Source organism: Larkinella harenae, from assembly GCF_054780515.1.
This window is the reverse complement of record NZ_BAAGWE010000012.1, coordinates 38,365-54,036: the sequence shown is the minus strand read 5'-3', so window position 1 is coordinate 54,036 and position 15,672 is coordinate 38,365. Positions and strand designations below refer to the sequence as shown.

General features: G+C 51.5%; 10 protein-coding genes. 3 read left to right on the top strand and 7 right to left on the bottom strand.

Annotation, left to right across the window (positions count from 1 at the left end; genetic code table 11):
- Positions 1-70: 70 nt before the first annotated feature.
- The 6 genes from ACYVH9_RS28740 to ACYVH9_RS28715 all read right to left on the bottom strand — a co-directional run bounded on the left by ACYVH9_RS28740 (position 71) and on the right by ACYVH9_RS28715 (position 6,075).
- The gene (locus ACYVH9_RS28740) at positions 71-253 is read right to left on the bottom strand and encodes a hypothetical protein (protein ID WP_460639896.1); all 183 of its coding nucleotides are present in this window, start codon (positions 251-253) and stop codon (positions 71-73) included.
- A 333-nt stretch (positions 254-586) separates the two neighbouring features.
- On the bottom strand, positions 587-1,291 hold the full coding sequence (locus ACYVH9_RS28735) for a hypothetical protein (protein WP_460639895.1): 705 nt from the start codon (positions 1,289-1,291) through the stop codon (positions 587-589).
- A gap of 103 nt (positions 1,292-1,394) precedes the next feature.
- On the bottom strand, positions 1,395-2,294 hold the full coding sequence (locus ACYVH9_RS28730) for a hypothetical protein (protein ID WP_460639894.1): 900 nt from the start codon (positions 2,292-2,294) through the stop codon (positions 1,395-1,397).
- Positions 2,295-2,665: 371 nt separating this feature from the next.
- Complete coding sequence (locus ACYVH9_RS28725; RefSeq protein WP_460639893.1) at positions 2,666-3,628, bottom strand: amidohydrolase family protein; 963 nt, start codon at positions 3,626-3,628, stop codon at positions 2,666-2,668.
- 1,125 nt (positions 3,629-4,753) lie between these two features.
- Positions 4,754-5,344 (bottom strand): sensor histidine kinase, encoded by a 591-nt coding sequence (locus tag ACYVH9_RS28720; RefSeq protein WP_460639892.1) that lies wholly within the window; start codon positions 5,342-5,344, stop codon positions 4,754-4,756.
- Positions 5,345-5,394: 50 nt separating this feature from the next.
- Positions 5,395-6,075 (bottom strand): hypothetical protein, encoded by a 681-nt coding sequence (locus tag ACYVH9_RS28715; protein ID WP_460639891.1) that lies wholly within the window; start codon positions 6,073-6,075, stop codon positions 5,395-5,397.
- 396 nt (positions 6,076-6,471) lie between these two features.
- On the opposite strand from ACYVH9_RS28715, the gene ACYVH9_RS28710 reads away from it, so the two are divergent.
- Both ACYVH9_RS28710 and ACYVH9_RS28705 read left to right on the top strand, forming a co-directional pair.
- The gene (locus tag ACYVH9_RS28710) at positions 6,472-8,076 is read left to right on the top strand and encodes a hybrid sensor histidine kinase/response regulator (RefSeq protein WP_460639890.1); all 1,605 of its coding nucleotides are present in this window, start codon (positions 6,472-6,474) and stop codon (positions 8,074-8,076) included.
- A gap of 583 nt (positions 8,077-8,659) precedes the next feature.
- Entirely contained in the window at positions 8,660-11,941 is a 3,282-nt protein-coding gene (locus ACYVH9_RS28705) for a PAS domain-containing protein (RefSeq protein WP_460639889.1), read from the top strand.
- Positions 11,942-12,200: 259 nt separating this feature from the next.
- On the opposite strand, the gene ACYVH9_RS28700 is transcribed toward ACYVH9_RS28705, so the two are convergent.
- Positions 12,201-12,683, bottom strand: a complete 483-nt coding sequence (locus ACYVH9_RS28700) for a response regulator (protein WP_460639888.1) — start codon at positions 12,681-12,683, stop codon at positions 12,201-12,203.
- Positions 12,684-13,290: 607 nt separating this feature from the next.
- On the opposite strand from ACYVH9_RS28700, the gene ACYVH9_RS28695 reads away from it, so the two are divergent.
- A complete protein-coding gene (locus tag ACYVH9_RS28695; RefSeq protein WP_460639887.1) occupies positions 13,291-15,657 on the top strand; it encodes a TonB-dependent siderophore receptor in 2,367 nt (788 codons plus the stop codon).
- The last annotated feature ends 15 nt before the right edge of the window (positions 15,658-15,672 follow it).

Below are 15,672 nucleotides of genomic sequence, written 5' to 3'. Positions count from 1 at the left end.
AAAGATAAAAAAATCTAAACACCTAGCCCACTATTTTTTGGCGCGTTTGGGTACGGAACGATCAATGACCTTAATAAAGTGATTTTCGGGTCTTGTCGATGATAGCTTGCTTTGATTTCATGAGTCCTTCCAGTCGGTCAGAAAGCCGTTGATTCCGCTGTTGCAGAGCCTGAATCCGGTTTTTTAGGGCCAGGCACTTTTGCTGAAAGTGCAGCAGGATGCGGTTGTTCTGTTCGTTATCAAAGGGGTGCATGGTGTAACGATTAGGCGAGCAACTTGACCACGGCTTAGCATAGAAAGGGCGGGGAGTGCTCAGGGTGAACGAACTAGGATGTAGCAGTAGCACTGGAACGGTGGCTGATAAACGTTTAATCCATAATCAGACAAAATGTTCAATAAATAATCAACTAAAAAAGGTAGTCGTAGTCGCCGATCGCGAAAAGTAAGTACATAAGGGTGTGTTAAGCGCCTGTCAAACTTGGTCTTTACCACGGGTTACGCGCTACGCAGCCGGTTTTTTCGGCAAAAACGGCCGTCAACAGGGAGAAGGGGGAGCAGAATCATGGCTTCCATCCTATGGCAGGTTTCAGCTCGTGGCATCAAGCTGTGCCAACAGCTCCTGAATGGCTCCCAAATCCGAATAGTTAACCCGGTGTATTTTGGTATAGGCCCGTACCTCAGCTCGTAGCCTTGGGTACAGCTTTTCAATGGCTTTTTGAGAGGCAGGATGCCGGTTTTCATTACGATCGATAAAATAGAAGGTCGTTTTCAGTTGTCCCTCAAAGGGCAGTGTCGTATTTTGCCACTGAAACTCACCAGCCTGGTTGGTAATCAACAGGGAGCTAGGGATGGGTGATGAAACGCTGGATTTGAATTGTTGCGAAGAAGCGGAAGTTGAATACGCTTTAGGCACCCATTTGGCTAGTTTGGCGATTCTAACGAGGGAGTAGACGCCGACCGTTTCCAAATCATGATCCTCATCGCCGGCCCCAATGATAAATTCCTTATCGTCAATCAACACGCGCCTGATCAAGTATTTGTTCGTCAGCAGCAGGGTATCGGTGTGCTCATCAATGAATTGTAGTTTTCCATGAAGAAAATTGTAGTTCAGCCTGGCGGTTCGCTTGGAGGAATTTCGAAAAATGACCACGCCTTCTTTGAAAGTCGGAAATTGGAATAAGGCAGGTTGCTGGCTGGTAATGCTTTCCGGAGCCTGGTTATGAGCCCGGCTTGCGGGCTGCTGATAGCTGCTGAAGGCGGCAAGCAAAATCGGGAAGAGGAAACAGACCATGGCTGGTAAAGGTCAGGAAGTGATTGATAGTCAAGCAAAAGATGAGCGCCTGTGCTCAAAATACTCTTTTGAATAGCAAAAAAAGTTAAAAAGCAGGCTTTCGTTACCTTAATGCATCAATAACCGCTGCATTTACCCAAAAAATATCCCCGCTTCGGGAAAAGAAAAGGTAGTTCCGGTCGCTCGTCACAAAGGGACAAAACTCGTAGGCATCGGTGTTAATGACGTTGCCCATGTTTTTGGCTTTTTGCCACTGACCGGTTTTGCTCTTGAAGCTGATGTATAAATCTCCGGCCCCCAACCCATCCGGGCGCTCGGCGCAGAAAATAAGGTAGTCTTCGTCGGGAGAAACAAAGACATCGGCTTCATAGTGGGGTGTATTTACGGCTGTTCCCAACTTTTGGGCAGGCTGAAATTTTCCCTTGACATACATGGAAAATCGGATGTCGTAATCCTTGTCGGTAGCCGGGCTGGTGCCCCCATTGGAAGAAAAGTACAGGGTCCCCTCTTTCGTAAAAGACATATAGTATTCATTCTTATCGGTATTGATGCTCGGGCCCGCGTTGATGGGTACACGAGACCAACCGTTTTTTTCCCGCTCGAGATACCAGATGTCAAAATCCTTCTTCTCGCCCTGTCCGTCGGTTGCCTGATCCGAGATAAAATATAACCGCTTTCCATCGGGTGACAGGAAGGGATCATTATACTCATATTTTGGGCTGGCAATAACGGTTTTTGGCGTTGTCCAGGCATTCTTTTCAAACTTGATGCACCGAATCTGGGGCTTCTGATCAATAATCACCGCGTAATAGAACTCCTTACCGTCCTTTGAAAAGACCGATCCGTATTCATAATGATCTTTTAAGGAAACCCGATCCGGTGCAAATAGCTGGGGGATTAAACCCGGCGGAGGCTGATTCAAGTAGGGGGAATTTGCGGGTTGTGCCTGAAGCGATCCGGTCAAAAGGAGCAGCAGCCCCCATGTTGTCTGTAAATAATTCATCACTAGAAATTGGATTTAGGTAAAGTCAACACGAAAAAGGGGGCTAAATCGGCCATCGCTCTTTGGCCAGCTTGTCAATCAGCCAACGCCCTAATCAATACTAGTGCGTCAGTTGCGATTGTAACCGTCAACTGACTGCCAGCATACGAATATAGTGCCAAAAGTTAGAAAGTTGAAAAAGAGCGATTTAATGAAAAGCGAACCCTGAAAAACGGTTCGTATTCGCCCAGCAAGTGCGGAATCGAACCGGCTGCTCGGTTAGTCCAACAGCCCCGGCATTTATCATCCGGAGTTTACTTCCTGCTTGCCTGGATAACGTACGCGCCCGACGGAATTTTAACCGTATTCGGGAAAGGATCGAAGCGCCGGCATTATTTAGGCTGGGAGGAGTCACGCTTTATCCAGTGATAAGCCGCAACCGAATTTTTCCAGAAGTACTTTTCGGCCACGGGCTGGCCTTTTGCGGTAAAGTAGTCACGCACAATTCGTAACCCGGCGTCAAACGGCAGCCATTGATCACTGTTGGGCCAATCGCTACCGTATAGCAAACGATCTTCACCAAAGGTGCCGAAGAGTTCATCGAGTCGGGCCCGGTAGAAATCGAGGGTCTGCGGAATCGTTCCATCTACCCGGCGCAGGACTTCCGAAATCTTTACGAAAACCTGAGGTCGATGGCTCAGCTCCTGCAGGTTGGTTTCGTAGGCCTGGCGGGGGGCAGCCTCTCGTGGCGGGTTGAACTGGGGCAGGTGATCCAGCACGATCCGTAAATCGGGCACTTGATCCGACAGCCGAACGACGGCATCAAGCAGGACCGTATTTGGGTTTGCCGTATCCAACACCAGGCCGGTTTGCGCAACCAAGCGAAGGTCAGCAATAAACGCGGGATTCGACAGTTGACGTGACAGGTCACGGTTCCAAAGGTTTCCGTAACGAATACCGCGAAACAACGGGTTCTTTTGGAAGCGTTCAAACTGCGGGCGGAAGTCCGGCTTGCCCGGCTCCAGATTTCCTATGGTTCCGATGATGATCGGATCACGGGCGGCCACATCGAGAACCCATTGGTTGTCTTCAAGCCAGGGGCTGGCTTCCACGACTAGGGCACCCACAATGCCGTGGGGAACTGCAACCTTGCGGTAGCGGTCTGGGAGGGCCGGTTGGTAGAGAATGCCGTTTTGGGGCGTTGGCCAGGGAACACCCTGGGGGCGGTTTATATCGAATAGATGAATGTGCGTGTCAATAATCGGGATGGCACTATCCTTCAATGGACCGGATGAAGAAAATCCAGGTAGGGCAGAAGCGCTGGCGGCTAGTGCAAGAAAATCTCTGCGGTTCATGGGCAGGTAGTTGATTGTTGAACAGGATCAGCCCGGGTGACGCTAGTGCCGGTTATGAGGCAGTTGACGGGCCCCGCACCGGTTTTGATGAGATGGTTCTCGATATGGATAGGTACAACTTCGTCTTCCGGCCTGGCTGAATGGTTCGCTAATATGCATTTTTAATTTGACTGGCTGGACGAGACGGTGCTAAAATGCGGTAAATAGTGGGTGAGGTGACGAGGTACCCACCCTGGGTGGTGGTCGGGTTGCCCCTGCAAGAGTTTGGATGAACAAAAGCAACCCACTTCCAGGTAGGCGGTTTCATCGACCTTATAGGATTGGCCAACACCAACTAGGAATTTTGTGTACGGCGTAATTCCATCGCTTCCATTGTTCTTGCCAGCGTTAAAAGCCGCCAGGGCTGGCATGATTGGTTGGCTACTTTCCCTGTAGCTGTCAAGGTTTCAGTGATTGGGTAAGGCTGTTAGCAAGGGCTGCTGTTGGAAGTGGGCCAGGGAATTGCCGAAGTGTCAAAAAAGAAAGCTTTCTGGGCAACAACAACTACCTTCGACCAAAACCGGCCGTGTTATAGGACGAGCGACGGGGCCTTAGGACGGTTTTCTAAACGAGAAAGAGCTCATGTTATGAATGGCTTGATTCAAGGTGCCTGAGTTGCTCTTGAGCGAACTCCTTCAATTGATGCAGCTCGTTTAGGGTGTTTTTTTGCGATAGGATGGTGGATGTGTACGAACGAATCAGAACGGATTTTGCCCGTTCATCGTGTATTTTCGAAGCAACGCCTACCCGTTTATAGGATCTTAAGAGCATCTGTTGCATGTGGCTTATCCGCTCTTGAAAAAAATCAATCTGATGCTGCAAGCGATTTTGATGCGATTGGCGGTTCATTCTGACTAGGGTTCTCATCCCGTAAAACGCATTGGATGCCTAAAGGTTAAGCGAGCTTGTCCGAAAACGGCACTTTCTTACTGCGCATTGTCGAAAGAACTTTACAATGCAGGAGCGGATTTTTGGAGTTTGTCGATTCTAAGGGTTTTCGGTCTAATCCAGAAAGAATGTTTGACAAAAATCGTCGTTATCCAGCGGCTGGAATTATGCGGTATCCAGCTGGTTGACCGGACAATTCTAGCGCAGTTCAGGTTGCTTGCTACCCTGATGGATTCCTTGTCGGACCCGAAATAGGGTGCCTCGCTCGGGGACACTTTCAATCTCCAGGGTGGCACCAATCAGCTCGCACAAGCGCTTAACAATCATCAAGCCAAGTCCATCTCCAGCGGTTTGGTCCCGGCTTGGTGGGCCGGGCGTTTCAGCCGTTGTAGCAGGGGTAACCGGGATGGTTGGGTTTGAATCCGGGTGGACAGCGGTAGGTTGCCCTTCCTCTGGCGAAAGGACACTCGTTGGTTCAACGGTCGGTTTTAACTGCTGATGAAAGACCTCCAGCAAGCCATCCGGTAAACCCGGTCCCGAGTCTTGAACGCTCAGAATCCAACGCCATTCATTTTCTGCCGACCAGGATACCGAAACCATTCCCGAAGGGGTATACCGTAACGCGTTGACTACTAGGTTTTGCGCGATTCGGTAAAGCTTTACCCGGTCGGTTTGGACCTGAAGGGAGTCTGGGCCGTCAGCTTGTAAGAGAAGGCCTCGTTCACGGGCTAGCGATTGGGCGCTGTCTACCAGCTCACGCAGCAACTGGGCCGCGTTAAACGCTTCCATCTGCAGGGGGTCTTGCCCGGCCTCCAAGCGAGACAAATCCATTAATTGACTCAGCATGCCCCCACATTGTGCAGATTTCGATTCAGCATTTGCTGGTATTGGGCCCGTTCCTCCGTGTCGATGTCCTGAATGTTAATCAATTGGGCGGCACTTAGAATAATGCTGAAACCACCCCGCAGGTCGTGGGAGGACGTGCGTAAGATTTCCCCGCGTTGCCGGGATAGCTCACTCGTTTGCTCCAGCATGGTCTGGAGACTGGCTAACCGGCCCGCTGCTTCCATCCGTTGTAAGTCGTCGTACTTCATAATACTGGCCAGAATGGTTTCCTGCATGAGCGCGTTGATCTGGTTCTGGGCTAGCAACAGCGGGCGCGCATCTACCTGGGGATAGAACTCCCCATACCGCAGCAGTTCCTGGCTGAGAATAGCCGCCATGTGATGTAGTTCTCGAATCAAACTGGCCAAACCATGGGCCTTTTGCCACCGATGCAGGCCATGAGAAGCCGCTGTTGTGCGAGGGTCATTCGTAGGGGCATTGCCAAGCAATTGCTCTTCGAGGGTGTCCAGGATAACGCCCATCAGATTATTAAATTCTTCGCGACTGAGCAGGGCCACCTGGGGGAGGGCGGGGTCTGATTCACAGGCCATTCGCCACTTATTTAAAATGGATTCGCGTCGATTGAAGAGATAGACCACTAAGGTGGGTGGTTGGGAGTTCGCCGTAGGTGTCATGGGGTAAAGTAGAAGGGTCCAACGTCCGGTTGTACGGCTTGTCCGGAAGGTACGATCCCGATAGGGCAACCAGACGTAAAACAGCCGGTTGGCCGTTTATGATGAAACGGATTGATGAGTTAGCCAGTTGAAATGAAACCACTTAATGAGCCAATGGGGACGCTGCTTCGAGCCCGGCTAAGAGCCGCTAGGAATGAATGATCGCTGCGTTTAACCCATAGCGTAATAGCGTAACCCTGTGTCTTATCCCGGGCCGGCGCGTCTAGCAAAACATCACGTGCCGTTACCTCACTGGGCAGAACCCAGACTAGCTACCGGGGTTAATAAGCGTATTAATCATTTTAGCTCAATTCCTGAGCACCCCTAAAGGGGTTTCCTGCTTCCCTTGTATACCTTATGCTTGATATAGAAAACCCTGATGATATAGAAAATCCTGATTTGTTATCATCGCCCTCCCGGAAGAACGCGGAGGCTACACCCTCTGCAGATGTTTGGCGAACAGCCCAGGTGCAGCGATTAATTCTGGAAAGTGCTAAGGACTACGCCATTTTTACGCTGGATAAGGATCGTCGGATCACCAGTTGGAATGCCGGAGCGGAAGTCATGCTTGGCTACACTACCCACGAAGTCATGGGGCTACTGGGGGATATGCTTTTTACGCCGGAAGATCGAACCGGGGGCGTGCCTCAGGCGGAAGCCCAAAAAGCAATTCAGGAAGGGCGGGCCGAAAACGAGCGCTGGCACTTACGGAAGGATGGTACTCGGCTGTACGGGTCGGGCATGACAACACCCTTGCGCGAGCCGGACGGTACAATCCTGGGCTTAGTCAAGGTGATGCGGGATCTGACTCCGCAGAAACTCGCCCAGGATGCCCTCTTGGAGGCTGATCGCCGAAAAGACGAGTTTCTGGCTATGCTCAGCCATGAGCTGCGTAATCCGCTGGCGATTCTGCACAACACGCTGTTGCTGCTGGAACTGAACGGCAGCGGCAGCACGGAGGGGAGTTCGCCACCGATCCAGGCGCTTCAGTTGATGCGGATTCAAATAACTCATTTGAACCGTATGGTGGCTGATCTGCTGGATGTAAGCCGCATTAGTCGGGGCATCATTCGGTTGCAATGGGAACCCATAGATATGAGCCGTCTGGTAAGCCAGGCGATCCAATCGATTCAGCACCTGACGGAGACGACCAACCGCCGGCTCATCTATCAGGCGCCAACGGTTTCTACATTTGTGAAGGGCGATGCTACCCGGCTGCAGCAGGTAGTGGTTAACCTGCTGACGAATGGGATCAAATACACCCAAAAAGGCGGTCGGGTATGGGTGAGCCTGGAGCGGGCCGGGGACCAGGTTGTCCTCCGGGTACGAGATGATGGCATTGGCCTAACCAGGCAGCAAGTATCGGCAATTTTTGAGGTGTTTGTTCAGGTCAATACCTCCCTGGACCGTCCTCAGGGAGGATTAGGACTGGGCCTGACGGTGGTAAAACGGTTAGTCGAGCAACATGGGGGGCGGGTAGAGGCTCAGAGTCAAGGATTAGGGCTGGGCAGTGAGTTTGTCGTTCATCTACCCGCCCTGGCCCCTACCTCCGAGGGGCAGGCAGTTCCCGCCAGGGAATCTGTGGGTAAGCCTGATGTTCATCGGGTGCTGGTTGTCGACGATAATAGGGACTTGGCGGATGTAACGGCGATGCTGGTCAGGCAGTTGGGGTATGAGGTGTTCACGGGCTATGGGGGGCCAGAAGCCCTTGTCCTGTCCGAAAGCCTGCGTCCAGATGCTATTTTGCTGGATATTGGTATGCCGGAACTGGATGGCTATGCAACCTGCCGACGGATTCGGACGGAAGACTGGGGAAAACCAATGCTGATTATCGCGCTAACTGGCTACGGCCAGCCGCAGGACTTTGAGCAAAGTAAATCGGCCGGGTTTGATGCGCATTTGGTCAAACCCGTCGATCTGATGGCCCTTAAGAAGCTACTGGCTTCATTGCCGAGACAATAGATCCTCCTTCTTGTTGGTTGGCTTCGCCTTGTGGGTTCGAATGGTCCTTGTTTGTTTAGCCCTTTGACTTTCGTGATTAGGGGCAGAGCAGTCGTCAGGCCACCTGGAGGCCACCATTGGATGAAAAGAGCGCTTATCTCCGCCCCCGCAAACCGGTGACAATGCCCTGAGGGCACCCAATCCTTGTTTAGGCTGCCGATGGACCTTGGTGTTTGCCAACACAGTGGCCCCTTCCATTAACGCCCGGTTGTATCATCCATTTAGTGATTCGTTACGGTCGTTTTTTTTCGAGTTGCTGGAAATCCGCATCAACGCTTCAAATGATGTGGGTAGTGGGGCGGTATTTTACCGGTTTTGGCCGTAATTTCTGCGCTAATTGCGGCTGGAGCCTAGCTTTACCAAAACCACGGAGCCCTGATTGAAGTTAGTATTTTATCCTGCCTCAATGGAGTTCCACCCGGCTTATTTGTTGCGGTACGGAGATATTTCGACTAAAAAGGAGTCATGACCTGATTCGCTACAAGCCGTCAATAACCAATAAAAAACCTTTTAACTTGCAGGAGTACTGCTACCACTTTTAACGATGACTGGCGATCAGCTGCCTCTTGATTCAACTCAAAACCTCAACCAGCGACTTGATATTGACTTTGCCCTCGAGGCCGCTGGCCTTGGCGTGTGGGAGTTGGATCCTGTTACCAAGCAAATTCTGTGGGATAACCGTTGCCGGGCGTTATTTGGACTGGCCACGCAAAATTACCTGCCCTATGAACAGGCTATTCAGCACATTCATCCTGATGATGTAGACCGGGTCCATCAGGCCGTGCAGTGGGCCATGAACCCTCTGTCGGGGGGGCAGTATGATGAAACCTACCGGACCCTTGGTGCCGATGATGGCAAGCTGCGCTGGGTGCGCTTTTACGGGAAAGGCTACTTTTCAGAAACCGGGGTGATCTACCGCCTGGCGGGGGTGGCCCAAGACGTAACCGAGCAGATGCTGACGCAGCAGCAGGAAGCCGCTGATCGCCAGGTGGCCCAGCGACTGCAGCGGGCTTACGAAGCCATTACGGCCAGCACCCCCGACCTGATGTATATTTTTGACCTAAACTATCGGTTTACCTACGCCAATCAGGCCCTGCTTGATATGTGGGGCAGTAGTTGGGAACAATCGATCGGAAAAAGCCTGCTGGAAAATGGCTACGAGCACTGGCATGCCCAGATGCACGAACGGGAAATCGATCAGGTGGTGGCCACCCAACGGCCCATTCGGGGCGAAGTGTCTTTTCCCCACGCTACGCTGGGCCGCCGAATTTACGACTATGTTTTTGCTCCGGTGCTGAACGAACGGGGTGAGGTGGAGGCTGTTGCCGGTACAACCCGGGATATAACCGAAATCAAGCAGGCGCAGGAGCATCTCCGGGAAAGTGAAGCCCGCTTTCGCTCCCTGATCGAAGAAGCCCCGGTGGCAACCATGCTTATGGTGGGCCCTGACCATACCATTGAGGTTGCCAACGAAGTCATGATAAACATGTTGGGGAAAGGCCCCAACATTGTCGGTCAGGCTGCTACTTTGGCTGTGCCCGAACTGGCTTCCCAGGCATTTTTACAGTTGTTGGATCAAGTATACACCTCCGGAAAAGCCCATGAGGCCAAAGCCATGCCCGGGGAGCTGGTGATCAACGGCGTCGCCAAGCTGCACTATTTTGATTTTACCTATAAGCCTCTGCGTGATCAGGCGGGCCAGATTTTCGGGATCATCAGTATGGCCATGGACGTAACCGAGCAGGTATTGGCGCAGCAAAAGATCGCCGATAGTCAACGCGAATTGCTGACCTTATTTGAGCAATCACCGGTTGGTCTGGCCACCCTCAGTGCCGATGAGAATCTGGTGTTTCAATGGGTCAATCCCTTTTATGGGGAGTTAGTGGCTCGGAAACCGGAGGAAATTGTGGGAAAACCGTTATTGGCGGCCTTGCCCGAAATTAAAGGCCAGGGGTTTGATGATATCCTCAAAAACGTCATTGCAACGGGTGTTCCTTTTATCGCTCCTGAGATAGCGGTGGACATCCTGCGCGATGACCGATTGACGACGATCTATGTCAATTTAACCTATCAGCCTCGAAAAGGAACTGAGGGTACGGTAGAGGGTATTCTGGTGGTGGCCACTGACGTGACCGAGCAGGTCCTGACCCGCAAAAAGATTGAAGAAAATGAAGGCAAACTACGGGCTATTCTGGCCACAGCTCCGGCCGGGATAGGCTTGTTTGTGGGCCGCGACCTGGTGGTTGAAAACCCCAACCAGACCTTTATTGATATTGTAGGCAAAGGGCCTGACATCGCAGGACGGCCGCTGCGGGAGGTCATGCCTGAACTGATCAGTGAAGGCCAGCCTTTCCTGCAGATTCTGGATGATGTTTTTACCAGCGGTGAACCATTCATTACGCCGGGCGCGCTGGTGAAGATTGTCCAGAATGGGGTGCTTACGAACAACTACTACAACATATCCTACTCCCCCGTTCGTAATGCAGCCGGTGAGGTCTATGCCATCCTCGATATCGCTATTGATGTCACCCAGGAAGTGAAAGCCCGCCAGCAGTTACAGGAAACCGAAGCCACCCTGCGCGGAGCGATTCATTTAGCCGACATGGGGACCTGGACCATGGACTTGAGAACAGGGAAAACCACATATTCTGAGCGACTCAAGGCGCTTTTTGAGTTCACCCAGGACGCCATCGATAACGACCAGCTTTATACCTTAATCCAAGAGTCCGATCGGGCGCGTGTAACGGAAGCGGTCGCCCGGGCAGCCCAAGCAGACTCGGGGGGGCTACTGGATGAGGAATATGGCATTCTGATCCAGCGAACAGGACGCCACCGCATTGTACGGGCTCAGGCCCAAATGTATTTTGACGAGCAAAAGCAGCCGGTCAAAATGGTAGGTACCATGCGGGACGTTACCCGGGATCGGCAAACGCAGGTAGCCTTGGAGCAGCAGGTGCAAGAGCACACCGAAGAACTGGGGGCCGCCAACGAAGAATTAGCCGCAACCAATGAAGAATTGACCGCTTCCAATGAAGAGCTTCAGGTTGCCAATGAAACAGCCGTCCGGGCCAATGAGCAACTGGAAGCGGCCATTCATGATCTGAAACGATCAAACGACAACCTGCAGCAATTTGCCTACATCGCTTCGCATGATTTGCAGGAACCGTTGCGTAAAATCCAATCCTTCAGTACGTTGTTACTGGCGCAATACGGCGGCCAGTTGGACGAAGATGGCCGAAACTTCCTTGAACGCATCCAGGTATCTGGAGGGCGCATGTCCACGCTCATTCGGGATTTATTAACCTATTCGCGGGTAGCGACCCGGCAGCAGGATTTTGGCCTGATTAACTCGCAGAATGTGATGAATCAGGTGATACAGACCCTGGATTTTCAACTTCAGCAAAGTGAAGCTCACCTGGAGATCGATGCCCTGCCAATGGTGCGGGGAGATGCTACGCAGTTAGGGCAACTTTTTCAAAATTTGCTTACCAATGCGATCAAGTTCACCCAGAAGGGCGTGCCACCGCGCATTCGAATTACTGCAACAGTCGTATCGCGAAGTGAACTGCCTATCCCGGTTAATGCGAGCCAACAGACCAGCCGATACCATCGGCTCTGTGTCATCGACAAGGGCATTGGGTTTGATTCCAAATACCAGGAGCGGATATTTCAGTTGTTTCAACGCCTGCACGGCAAGAACGAATACGCTGGAACGGGCATTGGGTTGGCGATCTGTCAGCGGGTGGTGGAAAACCACGGTGGGGTGATTACGGCGGATAGCCAACCGGGCCAGGGCGCTACCTTTTGTGTGTATTTGCCGGCGTAAAGACCGACGTTCCGAAACGAATTAACTTGAGCCGGATGGGTCAGGGTTCAAAACCATTCGTAAGAACGGTAAAATAGAAAGGCTGTAGAGATGGCAGTTGGAAAAAATAGAAGTATGGCGTGGGGACCTGAAAACGGCCGGCACAGCATCACCGAGTGGGGCTGCCAAGGCTGTATGTACTGTCAAGAGCTACTAGCGGGGGACTCGAGCCTCAAGACGACACAAGTCTACATCCGGCGGCAGCATGCCCAATTGCCCATCAGTAGGGGGTACGCCGATCCGGTAATGCCGCCGTGTCAATCCAGTATTCTTTAAGAGTCTGAAACGTCTCAATCCAGCTTTCAAATTCGGTCGGTTTAACCACATACGAAGTGATGCCCCGCTCATACGATTCGGTGATGTCCTCTCCGTGGCTTGAACTGCTTAGTAAAACGATAGGCAGCAGGCTAATGGGTGGGGGCATGGTCCGAATCTGTTGCAGCAGGTTCCAGCCCATTTCCCGCTCAGGCAGGTACAAATCCAGCAGAACCAACAACGGCTTTTTGAGCCCGATCGTGATGCAATCATCCAGATAGGCCAGCGCCTGTTGCTGGTTGGTAGCCCATACTGGTTTTGCATTTGTAAAGGTGGTTTTAATGGCTTGCCTGATTAATTGCCATTGGTCCGGATTATCTTCAATAACCAGAATAGAGGCCTCATTTTGAATTTGATTTGCGGATTTTTTTGTGTGAGGATGGAGCATGATCAGGTGAAAAGGTTTGTCCTATTATAGTTTAACAAGTAATTGCCGAAAAGCATTATTAAAATTGACAAAAATAGAACCTGCTTTGAAATAAATTGAGTTTACAAGCCAGATTGCCTACAGAGCGAATAACGTTTGACCGGGAGTACTACTAAAAGAAACCCGTTTTTATGTTCATCTTTTGACGTTTATTGGGCAAAAGGTAGTCTGCTGAGTGAATTTTGGCCCGTCGTTAAACACAATTTGGGGTTAAACACCTATTTTAGCCGCCTGGTAGTAAAAATAAGAGTGTATGTAAGCCACAAACTTCCTTTGCTCTTTAGCTTGCTATACGCTATTCCTCCCCTAATCGAAAGTGTCTAACAGATGTTGTTTGTCAGGCCAATGGCCGGTTAAGACCATTCCCCTCTTTACAACGGCTTCCTTATCGTCCTGCCCGTTGTCAGTCAGGAGGCAGAAACGCTGTTTTAATAAGTTATGATTATTTAGGCTATCGCAGCCGATTACGCTGACTATGAATACCGCTTTGTTATGGGCCGCTTTTTGGCGGGTAGGCGTATGCCGTCTTGCTGGGGCTGCTCCACCGTTCGTCCTAAAATGGCTCCTCATGCTACCTTTGGTTACCTTAGTCCCCACGGTAGCGCTGGCCCAGTGGATCAAAGGAAAAGTAGTCGATGCTCAGCATCCCCAATCGGGACTGGCGGGTGCCACAATTCAGGTAGTGGGAGGGCCACAAGGAACCGTAACGGACAGTAATGGCTACTTTTCCATTCACACAACGCCGTCAGACTCTTTGCTTCGGGTGAGTTTCCTGGGATACCGTATCCAAACCACACCCATTCGTGGAAAGAGCCTGGACCTGACCATTGCACTGGAAACCGATGAAGCGCAAAACCTCCTGGCCGTAACGGTCCGTTCGAAGTACTATAAGCCGTATACCACCAGGTCCATTTCCAGTGCGTTGAGGCTAAAAACGTCCCTGCTGGAACTATCCCAGAACATTCAAGCGGTCACTCCTGAAATCCTGTTCGATCAGGGAAGTTCCAACCTGACTGAAAATGTAACCCGTAATGTGAGTGGGGCCACCCGCCTGGATATCTCCAATCACTATGGGCCGTATATCTTTATGCGCGGTGGGGCGGTCTCGACCCTTCGCAACGGGGTGGACTTTACACCAATCTACCGGGGGCCGGTTCCGGAGGATGCGGCTTTTATTGAACGCATTGAATTTATCAAGGGACCTTCCCTATTTATGAATAACCTGGGCGATCCGGCCGGGACCTTTAATGTCGTGACCAAGCAGGCCACGGGGGAGCGAAATAATGACCTGCAGGTACAGGTGGGCAGTTTTGGGTTATACCGCCTAGCCGCCGATCTGGGTGGAAAATTGGACCATAAAGGCAAACTGGCTTACCGGCTGAATGCCATGGGGACGACCGCCAATTCCTTTGTTAAATTCGATTTTCTGAATCGGTATCTGATCGCCCCGGTTCTCCGCTACCAATTCCATGAGAAAACCGCTCTGTCGCTGGAATATACGTATCAAAACATGGCCTACCGGATTTACAGCCCAACCGTTGCCTCGCAGGCTGGCTACAACACGCTTCCCAGGGACTTTGCCATGACCGATCCGGGCCTGGCCCCCTACCAAGTCAAGGATCACTCCGCTTTTCTCACCTTTACCCATGCCTTCAATGAAAGCTGGAGTTTAACGGCGCGGGGAACCCTGCTCAGAAACCTTCGGAAAGGCCATTACCTGTTTGCCCGGCGCGTAGACGCTGCCCATCCGACTATTCAATACCGTAACCTGAATAACGACGAGGAATACTACCGGGTGTTCTCCCAGCAACTGTTTGTGAACGGAAAATTCACTACGGGAATCGTGTCCCACCAATTGTTGGCCGGAATGGATAGGAACCAAAAAAGAAGCTTTCAGGACACCAAGCCATTCAACACCTATGTGGATGCGGGTGGTGTTACCCAGCAGCAGTACTATCCGTTGAACATTGCCAATCCTGTGTACGGTGCATTTGACTTTCCGGCTTACAGTGCTCCCGGCGGCATCGAAGCGAGCCCCCAGAACGCTGGCATCCGGTATTATTCAGTGTACGCCCTGGATGAAATTGCTTTTCTGGCCAATAAACTCCGCCTGACCGTCGGCGGCCGGTATACCGGTATCGAAACGGACAGCCGAACCGCCACGACCGAAGTTCGTTCAAACGACCAAAAAGTGACGCCCCGTCTAGGGATAAGTTACAGTCTTTCAGCCTCGTTCTCGGTGTATGCGTTGTATGACCAGACGCTCAAACCCCAAACCGGTATCACCTCCGACGGCGAAAAAGTCCGGCCGCAGTCGGGGGCTAATCAGGAGATTGGTCTAAAGAAAAACTGGTTCAATAACCGCTTTACATCTTCCCTCGCGGTTTACCGAATAAACAGGACCCACATCGCGCAGAACGATCCGGTGAATCCGGGTTATAGCCTATTGGTGGGAAAACAAAAAGCCCGTGGCATTGAAATTGATCTGCTGGGGGAACTCGCCCGCGGATTGAATGCCGTGATCAATTTCGCTTCTAATGATTCTAAAATTACCGATGACGTAAATCCAAGGCTGATTGGAACGCCAACGGGCACTGCGGTCAGAACGATTCAAAACACCTGGCTAAATTACCGCCTGCCATGGAAGAAAATCACCGGCCTGGCAGTTTCGTTGGGGTATCAGTATTTGCGGGATCGGTATGAGCGAAATGTAACCACTGACGACATTCGCGCCGATCCGAAGCGGGTTACCCCGGATTATTTCCGGTTGGACGGTGCCATTGGCTGGTCGAAGAAAAAATTAAGTCTCAACCTAAACGTCAACAACCTACTCAACGGAAAACAGGTTGGGGCCACCTGGTACACCCCGGGCTTGTACTGGTATGTTCCCCAGCCACCCCGCAACGTTCGGTTGACGGCTGGTTACCATTTTTAAACGATTGATAAGCTG